Origin of the sequence: Sphaerisporangium dianthi (genome assembly GCF_042654065.1) — a bacterium.
Taxonomy (GTDB): domain Bacteria; phylum Actinomycetota; class Actinomycetes; order Streptosporangiales; family Streptosporangiaceae; genus Sphaerisporangium; species Sphaerisporangium dianthi.
On the sequence record NZ_JBHSFP010000012.1, the window covers coordinates 192,986 to 206,497 of the forward strand.

General features: G+C 72.7%; 13 protein-coding genes. 4 read left to right on the forward strand and 9 right to left on the reverse strand.

The annotated features are described in order from the left end of the window. Window positions 1-7: 7 nt before the first annotated feature. The 6 genes from ACFO60_RS19635 to ACFO60_RS19660 all read right to left on the reverse strand — a co-directional run bounded on the left by ACFO60_RS19635 (window position 8) and on the right by ACFO60_RS19660 (window position 6,637). Complete coding sequence (locus tag ACFO60_RS19635; RefSeq protein WP_380841938.1) at window positions 8-391, reverse strand: anti-sigma factor antagonist; 384 nt, start codon at window positions 389-391, stop codon at window positions 8-10. Next, window positions 391-1,992, reverse strand: coding sequence for a PP2C family protein-serine/threonine phosphatase (locus ACFO60_RS19640; RefSeq protein ID WP_380841940.1), 1,602 nt, complete (start codon window positions 1,990-1,992; stop codon window positions 391-393). The genes ACFO60_RS19635 and ACFO60_RS19640 overlap by 1 nt, the downstream gene beginning before the upstream one ends. A gap of 535 nt (window positions 1,993-2,527) precedes the next feature. Next, on the reverse strand, window positions 2,528-3,196 hold the full coding sequence (locus tag ACFO60_RS19645) for a lytic polysaccharide monooxygenase auxiliary activity family 9 protein (protein WP_380841942.1): 669 nt from the start codon (window positions 3,194-3,196) through the stop codon (window positions 2,528-2,530). A 167-nt stretch (window positions 3,197-3,363) separates the two neighbouring features. Further along, a complete protein-coding gene (locus ACFO60_RS19650) occupies window positions 3,364-4,515 on the reverse strand; it encodes an ABC transporter permease (RefSeq protein ID WP_380842004.1) in 1,152 nt (383 codons plus the stop codon). A 5-nt stretch (window positions 4,516-4,520) separates the two neighbouring features. Then, the gene (locus tag ACFO60_RS19655; protein ID WP_380841943.1) at window positions 4,521-5,693 is read right to left on the reverse strand and encodes an ABC transporter permease; all 1,173 of its coding nucleotides are present in this window, start codon (window positions 5,691-5,693) and stop codon (window positions 4,521-4,523) included. A gap of 2 nt (window positions 5,694-5,695) precedes the next feature. Continuing rightward, window positions 5,696-6,637 carry an ABC transporter ATP-binding protein gene (locus tag ACFO60_RS19660; protein WP_380841945.1) on the reverse strand — a complete coding sequence of 314 codons (942 nt, stop codon included), beginning with the start codon at window positions 6,635-6,637 and terminating at the stop codon, window positions 5,696-5,698. A gap of 212 nt (window positions 6,638-6,849) precedes the next feature. On the opposite strand from ACFO60_RS19660, the gene ACFO60_RS19665 reads away from it, so the two are divergent. After that, window positions 6,850-7,377, forward strand: coding sequence for a DUF4342 domain-containing protein (locus tag ACFO60_RS19665; protein WP_380841946.1), 528 nt, complete (start codon window positions 6,850-6,852; stop codon window positions 7,375-7,377). 224 nt (window positions 7,378-7,601) lie between these two features. Here ACFO60_RS19665 and ACFO60_RS19670 read toward each other — a convergent pair whose 3' ends face one another. The 3 genes from ACFO60_RS19670 to ACFO60_RS19680 are packed head-to-tail and all read right to left on the reverse strand — an operon-like array spanning window position 7,602 to window position 10,458. Beyond that, window positions 7,602-9,008 carry an NAD(P)(+) transhydrogenase (Re/Si-specific) subunit beta gene (locus ACFO60_RS19670; protein WP_380841947.1) on the reverse strand — a complete coding sequence of 469 codons (1,407 nt, stop codon included), beginning with the start codon at window positions 9,006-9,008 and terminating at the stop codon, window positions 7,602-7,604. Then, window positions 9,005-9,310 carry an NAD(P) transhydrogenase subunit alpha part 2 gene (locus ACFO60_RS19675; RefSeq protein ID WP_380841949.1) on the reverse strand — a complete coding sequence of 102 codons (306 nt, stop codon included), beginning with the start codon at window positions 9,308-9,310 and terminating at the stop codon, window positions 9,005-9,007. The genes ACFO60_RS19670 and ACFO60_RS19675 overlap by 4 nt, the downstream gene beginning before the upstream one ends. Continuing rightward, entirely contained in the window at window positions 9,307-10,458 is a 1,152-nt protein-coding gene (locus ACFO60_RS19680; protein ID WP_380841950.1) for an NAD(P) transhydrogenase subunit alpha, read from the reverse strand. The genes ACFO60_RS19675 and ACFO60_RS19680 overlap by 4 nt, the downstream gene beginning before the upstream one ends. 174 nt (window positions 10,459-10,632) lie before the next feature. Here ACFO60_RS19680 and ACFO60_RS19685 point away from each other — a divergent pair, with 174 nt between their 5' ends. Genes ACFO60_RS19685 through ACFO60_RS19695 form a run of 3 tightly spaced genes read left to right on the forward strand, consistent with a single transcriptional unit; the run spans window position 10,633 to window position 13,497 of the window. Further along, window positions 10,633-11,253: a 2-oxoacid:acceptor oxidoreductase family protein gene (locus ACFO60_RS19685; RefSeq protein WP_380841951.1), complete on the forward strand. Its 621-nt coding sequence runs from the start codon at window positions 10,633-10,635 to the stop codon at window positions 11,251-11,253. Beyond that, window positions 11,246-12,493, forward strand: coding sequence for a pyruvate ferredoxin oxidoreductase (gene porA / locus ACFO60_RS19690; protein ID WP_380841952.1), 1,248 nt, complete (start codon window positions 11,246-11,248; stop codon window positions 12,491-12,493). Before ACFO60_RS19685 ends, porA begins: the two co-directional genes overlap by 8 nt. 2 nt (window positions 12,494-12,495) lie before the next feature. Continuing rightward, a complete protein-coding gene (locus tag ACFO60_RS19695; protein ID WP_380841953.1) occupies window positions 12,496-13,497 on the forward strand; it encodes a thiamine pyrophosphate-dependent enzyme in 1,002 nt (333 codons plus the stop codon). Window positions 13,498-13,512: the final 15 nt, after the last annotated feature.

Sequence of the window (13,512 nt, forward strand, 5' to 3'; positions counted from 1 at the left end):
GGCGAGATCAGTCGTCGGAGACGGAGGCGGGAGCGGCGGCGAGGGCTTCTTCCAAGGTCGGGTAGACCGGGATGCGGGAGGCCAGGCCGGTGATCCACAGGACGCGGGCGGCGCTGCGCTGGATCGCGACCAGGCCGAGCCACCCGCCCGCCTCCCTGGACCGCTTCCAGCAGTTGACGAGAAGCCCGGTGGACCGCGAGTCGAGCAGGTCGAGGTCGAGAAGGTCGATCACCAGGTCCGGCCCGCACTGGGCGAACGCCCGGTCCAGGAATTCCTCGAAGGTCAGCCGGACGGCGTAGTCGAGGGTGCCCTTGAGCGTCACCAGCCCGATGGCACCGCGACGTTCCGCGGCGAATCGGGCGGCGTCGGTGGAGACGTGCAGATCAGACATCAAGCGCTCTCCTGGGCGTTCGGCGTCACATGGGCGACGAGAATGCAGGTGTCGTCGCTGGTGTTGCTGGGCGCCAGGGCTTCCATGACCGCGGACAACCTGTCGGCGGGCGCCGAGCGCATCACGCCGGCGATGGTCGCCGCCAAGATGTCCAACCCCTCATAAAGATCACGGCCGGGTTGTTCGATCAGACCGTCGGTGTACATCACCAGAAGGTCGTCGGGCTCCAGGTGAATGTTGGCGTGAGTATAGCTGGCATCGTCGAACACCCCGAGGAGCACTCCAGGATGCAGCACCCGCTGCACGGAGTTCCCGCGCACGAGCAGCATCGGCGGATGCCCGGCGTGGGTGAAGGCCAGCACGCGGTCGCGCCGGTTGTACCGCGCGACGACGGCGGTGGCGAGCACGTCCGGGCGGACGGAGCGCAGCAGGCGGTTGAGCGCCCCGAGTATGCGGTCGGGGTCATGGTCGGCGAAGGCCAGGCCGGTGATCGCGTGCCGCAGCTTCGCCATGGCCGACGCGGCGGGCAGGCCGCTGCCGGCGACGTCGCCGACGGCCAGCAGCACCTGCTCCTCGCTCAGCGGCATCGCCTGGTACCAGTCGCCGCCGAGCAGGGCCGTCTCGGCGGCGTCATAGCGCACGGCGACCCGCAGACCCGGCAGATTGATGAGGCTCTCCTGCACCGGCATGATGATGTGCTGCAGTTCGGCGGTGAGCCGCAGTTCCTCCTCCAGCCGTCGCCGGGTCAGGGCGAGCTGGTCGTCGGCGTGCCGCCAGTCGGTGACGTCCTGCGCCACGCCGTGGACCTCGACGGCCTGGCCCGTGGCGTCCCTGGCGGCCTCGGCCACGATGCGCAGGTGGCGCAGCGCGTCCCCCACGTACACCCGGATCTCGAACTCCTGGGGGCCCTCGGCGTCGGTGATGCCGGCCAGGGCCCGGTGGAGGATCGGCCGGTCTTCCACGTGGGTGATGGTGGCGTAGCCGGGCAGGGCGAGGGGCCCGTCGGCGAGGTCGCGGCCGTGGATGGCGTACATGTGGTCGGACCACTCGGCTTCGCCGGTGACCAGATTCCAGTAGCCCCACCCGAGGTGGCCCAGGCGCTCGGTGTGCGCGAGCCGGGAGGCCATCCGCTGCTCGTCGTCGTCGCGCACCCACGTCGCGAGCAGCCCTCCGGCGACGCGCGACGCCTTCACGGTGAAGACGGAACGACGCTGGACGCCTTCGACGTCCTGCACATACGTGTAGCGGGCGACCTCCTCAGGGCCGCCGGTCTCCATCGCCCGCAGGTAGCCCTGCCACAGCGGGCTGCCGGCGATCGAGGGGTAGGACGAGAGCGCCCGCAGGCCGACGAGCTCCTTGCCGGTGCGCCCGTGCGCGTCCTTGGCGTGCGGGGTGGCCGCGCGTGTCTCGAAGTCGACGATCCGGCCGTCCGCGCCGCGGATCGGCGCGTACCAGGCGACCTGGGCGGCGACGCCGTCCAGCACGGCCTGGATCAGGGCGACCGAGCCGGTGTCGAGCCGGGTGGTGTCCTTCACGGCGCCGTCCACCGGCGGCGCCACGGAGGCCGAGCGCAGGACGCGCTCACCGCCGTTCCCAGCCATCAGCCACCTTCCACGGGACGCGCGTCGCCGGGACGCCGAGACGTCTGTCGCCTCGGCACCACGGAATTCCGGGGCCGAGAGTGATTCTGCGGTGACCTTACCAACGACGTCGCCCACTCTCCGAAGCCCGCTGTCTGGGGCACCCGCTCGCGCGCTTCCCCGGGGAACGCCGGTCCGCGGACGGCGGGGCTCGCGCCGGGCGGCGTTCGCGGTGCGTTCAGGTGAAGGGTCGCTGGCCGCCTTCACGGGGACATGGTGTCGCGCCAGGCACTGGAGTGCTGAAGAAGAGTAACGCGCGAGGGCGGGGGATGGGCAACCGCCCGCCGTGGGACGATTCCGTATCGATCGCCGGGGACGTCCCCGGAGCCGGGACGCGTGGGCGTTCCAGGAGCCCGGCGCCGGGGAGCGCCGGACGGCCGCGGCTCGGCGCGTGGCCTCGGCAAAGAGGCTCCGCCGGACGCGGCGGCATCCGGCGGAGCGGTCGGTGCGGTTCCCGCATCGAGGTGGTGGTCCTGCGGCCGAGCGAGCCGGCCGGTCAGGCGAAGTTCACGTCGCTGCAGATGTAGTACGCCTGGTCCATGTGCGAGGCCTGCCAGATGGTGTAGACGATGGCGCGCCCCGAGTGGCCGGAGGTGTTGACGGTGATCGAGTAGTTCTGGCTCTGGCCGTACCTGCCGGTGGTGGTGACGAGCTGCAGGTCGTTCCAGGTCAGCGACTGGGTGATGGGGTTGAACCCCTGGCGGGTGATGTAGACCTTGAAGTAGTCCGCGCCGTGGCTGGCCTGGTCGTACAGCTTGATGGTGAAGTTGTTGGAGATGGTGGTCGCCTTCCAGTTGCCGACGGCGTCCATGGCGTTGTAGCGGCCGCCCTCGGCGTGGCCGCCGCTGCACAGCTGCCCGTTGGGCACCGCGGCCTGGTGGTTGCCGCCGACCCCGTTGCGGTAGAGGCCGTTCCAGTTCCACATGGCGTTCGCGTTGGCCTGCCATGCCTGCCAGCACATCGGGTCCTGCTGCTGCATGTTCGGGTTCAGATGGTCGTTGCCCCAGCGCTGGTGACACCCGTAGACGCGGGACGCCGGGTCGATGACCGAACCGTGGGCGGAGGCGGTGTCGAACCAGGGGACCAGGGCCATCATGGCCGTGATCAGCAGGACGAGGGCGCGGATGGTCCAGCGGGGCTGCCGCGCCGATTCAGGACGTTGCATTGTTGCGATCTCCGTCTTCCGGTGGGGGTTCCGGGGAGTGGGAGCGCTCCCATTGTTAGGGGAATGTTAACTGACAAAAGGCGGTAATGAAACCTAACGCCATGAAGTTGAAACGTTCAGAAGGCGCGACATATCGCATCCTCGCGCCATTGTGAAGTCTCCGCAGGTCAGGAGGTCAGCGCCTTGCCGAACCGCCAGGCGCCGGCCAGGAACAGGGCGGCGGCGTAGGCGAGCAGCATGCCCAGCTCAGGCAGGATGTCGCCGATTCCGCCACCCCGCCGGACCAGCTCGGCGAACCCGTCGGCCGCCCAGGCATGCGGCGTCAGATGGGCGACGGCGCGCATCGTGTCCGAGAAGAGCTCGATGGGCACCATCGAGCCGCCCAGGGCGCCGAGCCCGAGACCGATGAGCACACCCAGGCCGCCGGCCTGCTGCTCGCTGCGCAGCACCGCGCCCACCAGCATCGCGGCGCCGCTGCCGACGAGCGCGAACGCCGCCAGCAGCGCGCCCGCCCCCAGCGGATCGCCCCAGTTCACGCCGAACAGCAGCGCCGAGCCGACCATGATGATCAACCCTTGCAGCAGCGCGACGGCGATCCGGCCGGCCGCCTCGCCCAGCATGATCGTCCGTACCGGGGTCGGCGTGGCGGTCATGCGCCGCGAGACGCCGAGACGGCGGGTCTCGATGAGCGCCACGGCGCCGGTCAGCGAGGTCAGGAACACGAACAGCAGCAGTTGCGACGCGGCTCCCACGTCGTAGGTGCTCAGGGTGGCCGGGAACAGCGCGGTGCCGGTGGTGCGGACCGTCACCCGCACCGCCGGCACCAGCGGCCCGAAGGCGTCGGCCGCAGTCAGCGCCTCGCCGAACGAGCCGGTCCCGTGTGCGGCGGCGAACCGGGCGGCGCGCAGCGTTCCCGCCTCGCGCGTCACCACGGCCTGCACGGTGACGCCGAGCTGCTGGGCGAGCCGGTCGGGCCGGGCGAGGTACCGCAGCGCCGCCTGGCCGCCCGACCCGACCGCCGCGCCATAGCCGGCCGGGATGACCAGCCCGGCCTGCAGGCCGCCGCGCTCGACCGCCGTCCGCAGGTCTCCCTCATCGTCGGCCGCGACGACGGCCACGCCGGGCGTGTGCCGCAGCGCGTTCACCACGCGGGCGGCCAGCGGGCCGCCGTCCTGGTCGAGGAGGCCGAGCCGCGGGGTGGAGGCGCCGCCGAACGCCATGCCCAGCACCAGGATCAGCGCCAAGGGGAAGATCAGCATGAAGAAGAGGTTGGACCGGTCGCGCGCCAGGCGCCGGAGCGCGACCCCTGCGATCAGCATGGCTTTCACGGGCGCAGCATCCTTCCCATGCGCAGTGCCGCCACGCCGGTGGTGACCGCGGCGAAGCCGAGCATCGCCACGACCGGCGCCCAGACGACGGTGACCGATCCGCCGGCGGACAGGTCGGCGAGCCCCTGCAGGAACCACTGGTGCGGGGTGGCGCGACCGAGCCAGACGAGCACGCCGTTCGTCTGCGGAAGAGGGACGAAGACCCCGCCGAGCATGCCCAGCACGATGGCGCTGATGGCCTGCCAGTTGCCGGCCTGCTCGGCGGTGCGGGCGAAGGTGGCCACCACGCTCATCACGCCGGTCGCGGCCAGCACGCCCGCGACCACCAGCGCGGCGACGCCGAGCGGGTCGCCCCACCGGGCGCCCAGCAGCAGGCTGGTCGCGACGATGAGCACGGTCATGCTGACCAGTCCGACGGCGACGCTGCCGGCCAGCTTGCCCCACAGGATGGACCGGCGCGGGATCGGCGCGGCCAGCAGCCGGGCCAGCGTGCCGTCGCGGCGCTCCTGCAACAGGCCGGCGACGCCGAACTGCACGGTGAAGAACAGGAAGAAGACGGCCATGCCGGCGGCGAAGTAGGTGCGCAGGGACAGCTCCCGGCGGGCGGCGCCGACGTCCCGCACGGTCACCGGGGCCCGGACCTCGGCCACCTGGGCGGCGAGGCGGGCGGCCTGCGCGGGGTCGGCGGACGCGCCGCGCAGGGTGAGCGCGACCGCCAGGCCGGCCGAGTGCGACTCGGCGGAGAACGACTCGGCGATGGCCCTGGCCACCTGCGCCCCGATCTGCGCGTCGGCGCCGGCGATCACCTTGATCTCGGCCGGGCGGCCGGCCCGGACGGCGGCGGAGAGACCGGGCGGGATCACGAAGGCCGCCGCGACCTCGCCGCGTGCCGCCAGCGCGGCGGCCTCGCTCTCCGAGGCGGCGGTCGTGGTCCGGATCACGCCTTGCCGTTCCAGCGGGCGCAGCCCGTCCACGAAGGCGGTCGCGACGCTTCCCTGGTCCAGGTCCGCGACGGCGTAACGGGCGATCCCGTCGCCGCCTACGCCGGAGAAGACGAGGCTGAAGATCGCGGCGAGGCCGAGCGGCACGATGACGGCGAACAGCGGCAGGGACCTGTCCCGCAGGCGCTGGCGCAGGTCCTTGACGATGATGCTCAGTACGGCGGACATGCTCAGTCCCTCAGCGCTTTGCCGGTGAGGTGGAGGAACACCGACTCCAGGTTCGGCCGGCGCACCTCCACAGAACGCACCGCGGTGCCGGCGCGAGAGGCCGCCTCCAGCAGGCGCGGCAGCACGGCGGGAGCGTCGTCGACCAGCAGGTCGATCACGCCGTCCCGCGTCCCCGCCTGGCGCACGGCGGGCAGGCCTTCCAGGGCGCGCACCACCTCGGCCGGGTCGCCGTCGGCGGTGAAGGTGATCCGGTCGTGTTCGCCGACCATGCCGACCAGCTCGTGCGGAGTGCCCTCGGCCTGGAGGCGGCCGAGGTCGATGATGCCCACCCGGTCGCAGAGCCGCTCGGCCTCCTCCATGTAGTGCGTGGTGTACAGCACTCCGATGCCCTCGCCGGCGAGGCGCTCGACGCTCTCCAGGATGGCGTTGCGGCTCTGCGGGTCTACTCCCGCGGTCGGCTCGTCCAGCACCAGCAGCCGGGGCCGGTGCAGCAGGCCGAGGCCGATGTTGAGGCGGCGCTTCATCCCGCCGGAGTACTCCTTGACCAGGTCCTTCGCCCGGTCGGCCAGGCCGATGACCTCCAGCGCCTCGGCGACCCTGGCCTTGGCCGCTCCGCGCGCCAGACCGTACAGGGAGGCGAAGAAGCGCAGGTTCTCCCGGCCGGTGAGGTCGGGATACAGGGCCAGTTCCTGAGGGACGTAGCCGACCAGCGCCTTGCCCGCCACGTCGTTCACCGTGTGGTCGCGGCCGCAGAGGAGCACCTCGCCGGCGTCGCGCTCCAAGATCCCGACGATCATCGAGATCGTCGTCGTCTTGCCCGCGCCGTTCGGGCCCAGCAGGCCGTACGTCTCGCCCTCGGCGATGCGGAACCCGACGTCGTCGACGGCCACCACGTCGCCGTACCTCTTGTGCAGGCCCTTGCAGACCATTACGTCGGCCGCCATGCCCGCCCACCGCCTTCCCGGCGCCGGACATCGCCGGCGTCCCGCGGCCCCGCCGTGGAGTCCGGCCCGGGCCCGCCGCCCATCGTCGCCGCCGCCGGGCGGCGGGGAAAGGGGCCTCCCGCCGCCTTCCGCGGGACCTTCGTCCCCGGCGCGGGGGCCGCGACCTCGGCATGCTGGTAACCGCATCGACACCGGCGGAAGGAGCCATGGAGATGACGGTCACGAGGCAAGAGGTACGGGTCCGCGGCGGGGAGCTGGCGGTCAAGATCAAGGAATTCATCCACGAGGGCAACGTCCAGCGGGTCAAGATCAAGAACTCCCGCGGGCACGTCGTCATGGAGATCCCGGTCACCGTCGGCGTGGTGGCGTTCATCGCCGCCCCCGTCGTCACCGCCGTGGGGGCCCTGGCCGCGCTGGCGGCGGAGTGGTCGGTCGAGACCGAGCGCGTGGAGGAGACCGCGTCAGGCCCGCAGGACGGGGCCGCGCCCCTTCTGGAGCGCGCCGAGCCGCCCAAGCCGATCCAGCCGCCCAAGCCGGCCGGGCCCGTCGGGTCGGCCAGGCCCGTCGGTTCCGCCAAGCCGGCTCAGCCGGCCGAGCCGGTCGAGACGGTCAAGCCGGTCGAGACGGCCGAGCCGGTCGAGACGGCCAAGCCGCTCAAGCGGATCAAGCCGGTCCAGGCGGCCAAGCCGGCCGAGACGGCCAAGCCGGCCGAGACGGCCAAGCCGGTTCAGCCGGTGTGACGCCGGGGGAACGGCTGACGACGTGGCGCGGACGGCCCCCACGTGCCGCCCGCGCCACGATCATGCCGTCGCCGGGTCGCCGGGTCGCCGGGTCGCCGGGTCGCCGGGTCGCCGGGTCGCCGGGTCGCCGGGTCGCCGGGTCGCCGGGTCGCCGGGTCGCCCGGCCGTCACGCCGCCGGGTGGCCTTCGGCGGGCCTCGCGGCCCGCGGTAGACCGCACGGCGTTCAGCCGACGAGTGTCTTGACGGCCGCCGTGATCTCCGCCATCGCCTTCTTCGCGTCGGCGAAGTACATGCCGGTCTTCGGGTCGGTGTACAGCTCGTTGTCGATCCCGGCGTACCCGTGCCCCATCGACCGCTTGACGACGATCACGCTCTTCGCCCGGTCGACGTCCAGGATCGGCATGCCCGAGATCGCGCTGCCGGGGCGGCGGGCGGCCGGGTTGGTGACGTCGTTGGCGCCGACCACCAGGGCGACGTCCACCCGCGGGAACTCCGGGTTGACCTCGTCCATCTCCTTGAGCTGCGAGTACGGCACGCCGGCCTCGGCGAGCAGCACGTTCATGTGGCCGGGCATCCGCCCGGCGACCGGGTGGACGGCGTAGGACACCTCCACCCCGCGCCGTTCCAGGATCTCGGCCAGGTCGTGCAGCCCGTGCTGGGCCTGCGCCGCCGCGAGCCCGTACCCGGGCACGAACACCACCTTGGCGGCATAGGCGAGCTGGACGGCGACGTCGTCGGCCGAGACCGCGCGCACCCGCCCGGCGCCCGCGGTGACCGGGGCCGCTCCGTCGGCGGTGCCGAAGCCGCCGGCGATGACGTTGCCGATCGACCGGTTCATGGCGGCGGCCATCAGGCGAGTGAGGATGGCGCCGGACGCGCCGACCAGCGCCCCGGCGATGATCAGCAGGGTGTTGCCGATCACGAACCCCGCCATCGCGACCGCGGTGCCGGTGAAGGCGTTCAGCAGGGAGATCACGACGGGCATGTCCGCGCCGCCGATCGGCAGCACCATGGCGACGCCGAACGCCAGGGCCGCGAGCGCCAGCACGGCGAGCGGCGCCGTGCCGCCCACGCCGGCGGCGAGCATCACCGCCGCGACGCCCATCGCCGTCGCCAGCGCCAGGCTGGTCCAGCGGGACCCTGGGAACACGATGGGACGGCCGGGCACCACGCCCTGCAGCTTGCCGGAGGCGACCAGCGACCCCGAGAAGGTCACCGCGCCGATCACCGTGTCCAGGGCGAGTGGCACGGAGTTCCGGACGTCCATCGGCGCGCCGCCGAGCCGCAGGAAGTCGTGCACCCCGACCAGGGCGGCCGCGCCGCCGCCGACCGCGTTGAACAGGCTGACCAGCTGCGGCATCGCCGTCATCTTGACGCGGCGGGCGCCCACCAGGCCGGCGCCCGCGCCCGCGACGGCGCCCGCCGCGACCACGAGCAGCGCGGCGGGACGCGCGGTCCCCGCGTGGAAGAGCACGGCCAGGGCCGCGACGATGCCCGCCGTCATGCCGCCGGCCGACAGCAGGTTGCCGCGCCGGGCGGTGACCGGGGAGTTCATCAGGTGCAGGCCGAGCACGAAGCAGGTGGCCGCGGCCAGGTAGACCAGGCGGATCACCGTGTCGAAGGCGCTCATCGGGTCGTCTCTCCCGAGTCCCGGCGGGGGCGGAACATCTCCAGCATCCGGTCGGTGACCACGTAGCCGCCGAAGACGTTCATCGCCGCGAACGCCACCGCCACGAAGGCGATCGCGTAGCCGAGCGGGCCGTCGGCGGTGACGGCGATGAGCACGGCGCCCGCCAGGACGATGCCGTGGACGGAGTTGGCCGCCGACATCAGGGGCGTGTGCAAGGTGGTGGGCACCTTGCTGATGACCTCGAAGCCCGCCAGCAGGCTCAGCACGAAGACCGTCAGGTCGCTGACGAACTCGGGGTTCACGTGGAGCCTCCGTCCTGGCGCGCCGCGGTGGCCGCGCCGTTCACCGGGTGGACGATCCGCCCGGCGTGCGTGACGACGACCCCCGCCTGGACGGCGTCGCCGAGGTCGATGGCAAGCGCCCCGTCGGGCATCAGGTGCGCCAGCAGCGCGCAGACGTTGCTGGAGTAGGCGGTGGACGCGGCGGCTGGCATGGTCGAGGCGAGGTTCCCCGCGCCGATCACGGTGACCCCCTCGCCGGTGACCACCGTCTCGCCCGGCACGGACGCCTCGACGTTGCCGCCGAACTCCCCGGCGGCCAGGTCCACCACGACCGACCCCGGCCGCATGGTCTTGAGCCCGGCCTCGGTGACCAGCAGCGGCGGGCGGCGGCCCGGCACCTGGGCGGTGGTGATGACGATGTCGAAGCGCGCCACGTGCCCGGCCAGTTCTTCCTGCTGGGCCTGCCGCTCCGGCGCGGTGAGGGCCCGGGCGTACCCGCCCTCGCCGGCGGCGGACGCGGCCGACGCGAGCCCCAGGAACGCCGCCCCGAGCGAGGCGACCTCCTCGCGTGCGGCGGGCCGCACGTCGAAGCCCGTGACGACGGCGCCGAGCCTGCGGGCGGTGCCGATCGCCTGCAGTCCCGCCACCCCGGCGCCGAGGACCAGCACCTGGGCGGGGGGCGCGGTGCCCGCCGCGGTGATCAGCAGGGGGAACAGCCGCCCGTAGGCGCCGGCGGCCAGCACCGCAGCCCGGTATCCCGCGATGGTCGCCTGTGAGGTCATCGCGTCCATCGGCTGCGCCGCGCTGATCGTCCGGGGCAGCCCTTCGAAACAGATCGCCGTGACCCCGCGCCCGGCCAGCGCGGCGATCTCCGCTGGGGCGGGCCGCGACAGCCCGATCACCACCTGGCCGCGCCTGAGGCCCGCCGCCGCCGGCGGGCCCACGGTCAGCACCGCCTCCGCCCGCGCGTACAGCTCGTCGCGGGTGGCGATCTCGGCGCCTGCCTGGATGTACGCGCCGTCGGAGAACCAGGCGGCGGCCCCGGCGCCCGACTCGACCAGTACGCCGATCCCGGCCTTCCCGAGCCGCGCGACACCGTCCGGGCTCAACGCGACCCGCCGCTCGCCGGGTGCGGTCTCCTTCACGACGCCTGCCTTGGTGGCGTTCATCGGTCTCCCCTTCGCACGTCCTTGCGCCAGCTTGCTGGGCCCGATGCCGTGTGCCGACGGGCCGAAGGGCCTGTGGTCACGTCGGGGAGGCCTGTTCCCGCGGGACTTACGGCCCTGCAAGTGATCTCGGAACGCGGTTACACAGAAAGCCGGCGAAGCAGGAGGGAGGCGGCGATGTTCCAGATACGGATCCATGGGCGTGGCGGCCAAGGGGTGGTCACCGCGGCGGAGATGTTGTCCATCGCCGCCTTTCTCGAAGGAAGGTACGCGCAGGCGTTCCCCACGTTCGGCTCCGAGCGCACGGGGGCGCCCATCATGGCGTTCTGCCGCATCGACGACCGGGAGATCCGGGTGCGCGAGCCGATCGTGCGGCCGGACGCGCTGATCGTCCAGGACGCGACGCTGCTCGGCCGCCCGGGCCTGTTCGCCGGGCTCAACCCCCGCGGCTACGTGCTGATCAACTCCGCGCGCGGCCTCGCCGAGCTCGGCCTCACCGGCCCGGCCACCGCGTTCCTGCGCGAACGGCTGCTGACGGTCCCGGCGACGGAACTGGCGCTCAAGCACCTCGGCCGGCCGGTGCCCAACGCGGTGCTGCTCGGCGCGTTCTCCGCGATGAGCGGCGTCGTCTCGCTGGAGTCGGTGCAGGCGGCCGTCCGGCAGAAGTTCTCCGGCCGGACCGCCGAGCGCAACGTGGCCGCCGCCGCGGACGCGCACGCGTACGTGCTCACGGAGATGGCGCTGCTGGCCGGCCCGCGCGGCCATGCCTGGACAGGACTGGAGCCGGCCGATGCTTAGGCAGATCGAGGGATCGCGCGCGGTGGCAGAGGCGGTGGCCCTGTGCCGCCCCGAGGTGATCTGCGCCTATCCCATCTCGCCGCAGACCCACATCGTCGAGGCGCTCAGCGCGCTGGTGAAGTCCGGCGAACTGGCCCCGTGCGAGTTCGTCAACGTCGAGTCGGAGTTCGCGGCCATGTCGGTCGGCATCGGCGCCTCCGCAGCCGGGGCCAGGACGTACACGGCGACCGCGAGCCAGGGCCTGCTGTACATGGCCGAGGCGCTGTACAACGCCTCCGGGCTCGGCCTGCCGATCGTGATGACGGTCGCCAACCGCGCGATCGGCGCGCCCATCAACATCTGGAACGACCACAGCGACACGATGTCCCAGCGCGACTCCGGCTGGATCCAGCTGTACGCGGAGAACAACCAGGAGGCGCTGGACCTGCACGTCCAGGCGTTCAGGATCGCCGAGGAGCTGTCGGTGCCGGTGATGGTGTGCATGGACGGCTTCGTCCTCACCCACGCCTACGAGCGGGTGGACATGCCCGCCCAGGAGCAGGTGGACGCCTTCCTGCCGCCCTACGAGCCACGCCAGGTGCTCGACCCCGACGACCCGGTGTCGATCGGCGCGATGGTCGGGCCGGAGGCGTTCACCGAGGTCCGCTACCTGGCCCACGCCTGCCAGACGCGTGCGCTGGACCTCATCCCCGAGGTCGCCGCCGATTTCGAGGCCGTCTTCGGGCGGCGGGCCGGCGGGCTGCTCGGCACCTACCGCACCGAGGACGCCGAGACCGTCGTCGTGGCGCTCGGCTCGGTGCTCGGCACCGTCAAGGACGTCGTCGACGAGCGGCGCGAGGCCGGCGTGCGGATCGGCGCCGTCGGCCTCACCGCCTTCCGCCCCTTCCCGCGGCGCGCGCTGGCGGAGGCGCTGAAGGAAGCCCGGACGGTCGTGGTGCTGGAACGGGCGCTGGCGGTCGGCGTCGGCGGCATCGTCACCGCCGACGTGCGCGCCGCCCTGCCCGCCGGCCGGGCGGACTCCTGCCACACCGTCATCGCCGGCCTCGGCGGGCGGCCTGTCACGAAGAAGTCGCTGCACCGGCTGTTCGCCGACGCCGCGGCCGGGCGCCTGGACGAGCTGACCTTCCTCGACCTGGACCAGGAACTGGTCGATCGGGAGCTGCGCCGCACGAGCAAGCGCCGCCGGTCGGGGCCGAGAGCGGAGAACATTCTCCGCGACCTGGCGACGAGAGGAAGATAGAGATGGCCGCCAAGCAGATCAAGTTCTACCAGGTCGGCAGCTTCGCGGTCGGCAACCGCCTTCTGGGGCCGCGTGACCGGTCCGTCCAGGCCGACCCCGAGCGGGCCAACTCCCTGGAGTCCGGTCACCGCGCCTGCCAGGGATGCGGCGAGGCGCTCGGCGCCCGGTACGCCCTGGACGCGGCCATGCGCGCCACGGGCGGCCGGATGGTCGCCGTGAACGCCACCGGCTGCCTGGAGGTCTTCTCCACCCCCTACCCCGAGACCTCGTGGCAGGTGCCGTGGATCCACTCCCTGTTCGGCAACGCCCCCGCCGTCGCCACCGGCGTCGCCGCCGCGATGAGGGCCAAGGGCCGCTACGACGTGCGGGTCGTCGGCCAGGGCGGGGACGGCGGCACCGTCGACATCGGCTTCGCCTGTCTGTCGGGCATGTTCGAGCGCAACGACGACGTGCTGTACATCTGCTACGACAACCAGGCGTACATGAACACCGGCGTCCAGCGCTCCGGCGCCACGCCGCCCGCGGCGCGCACCACGACGACCCAGACCGTCGGCGACCACCCGGGCAACGTCTTCGGGCAGGGCAAGAACGTCCCGCTCATCGCCATGGCGCACGAGATCCCCTACGTCGCCACCGCGACCGTCGCCGAGCCGCGCGACCTTGAGGAGAAGGTGGGGCGGGCCATGGGGATGCACGGCGCCCGCTACCTGCACGTCCTGGTGCCCTGCCCGCTGGGCTGGGCCACCGTCTCCTGCGAGACCGTCCACGTCGCGCGGCTGGCCAAGGAGTCGGGGCTGTTCCCGGTCTTCGAGGCCGAGCACGGCGAGGTGACGTCCGTCTCCAAGATCCGCCGCCGGGTGCCGGTGGAGGACTTCCTGCGGCTGCAGGGCAGGTACGCGCACCTGTTCGGCGACTCGCCGGACACCGCCACCCTCGCCCGGCTCCAGGCGATGGCCTACCGCAACATCCGCCGGTTCGGCCTGGTGGACCACCTTCCTGACTAGCGAGTTGGTGACCAG

Excerpts from the sequence above, each read along its gene's own strand:
- ACFO60_RS19670 (WP_380841947.1), bottom strand. The coding sequence starts at position 9,008 with ATGAGCGCCTTCGACACGGTGATCCGCCTGGTCTACCTGGCCGCGGCC.
- ACFO60_RS19660 (WP_380841945.1), bottom strand. The coding sequence starts at position 6,637 with ATGGCGGCCGACGTAATGGTCTGCAAGGGCCTGCACAAGAGGTACGGC.
- ACFO60_RS19635 (WP_380841938.1), bottom strand. The coding sequence starts at position 391 with ATGTCTGATCTGCACGTCTCCACCGACGCCGCCCGATTCGCCGCGGAA.
- ACFO60_RS19655 (WP_380841943.1), bottom strand. The coding sequence starts at position 5,693 with ATGTCCGCCGTACTGAGCATCATCGTCAAGGACCTGCGCCAGCGCCTG.
- ACFO60_RS19645 (WP_380841942.1), bottom strand. The coding sequence starts at position 3,196 with ATGCAACGTCCTGAATCGGCGCGGCAGCCCCGCTGGACCATCCGCGCC.
- ACFO60_RS19695 (WP_380841953.1), top strand. The coding sequence starts at position 12,496 with ATGGCCGCCAAGCAGATCAAGTTCTACCAGGTCGGCAGCTTCGCGGTC.
- ACFO60_RS19680 (WP_380841950.1), bottom strand. The coding sequence starts at position 10,458 with ATGAACGCCACCAAGGCAGGCGTCGTGAAGGAGACCGCACCCGGCGAG.
- ACFO60_RS19685 (WP_380841951.1), top strand. The coding sequence starts at position 10,633 with ATGTTCCAGATACGGATCCATGGGCGTGGCGGCCAAGGGGTGGTCACC.
- ACFO60_RS19665 (WP_380841946.1), top strand. The coding sequence starts at position 6,850 with ATGACGGTCACGAGGCAAGAGGTACGGGTCCGCGGCGGGGAGCTGGCG.
- ACFO60_RS19650 (WP_380842004.1), bottom strand. The coding sequence starts at position 4,515 with ATGCTGATCGCAGGGGTCGCGCTCCGGCGCCTGGCGCGCGACCGGTCC.
- porA (WP_380841952.1), top strand. The coding sequence starts at position 11,246 with ATGCTTAGGCAGATCGAGGGATCGCGCGCGGTGGCAGAGGCGGTGGCC.
- ACFO60_RS19640 (WP_380841940.1), bottom strand. The coding sequence starts at position 1,992 with ATGGCTGGGAACGGCGGTGAGCGCGTCCTGCGCTCGGCCTCCGTGGCG.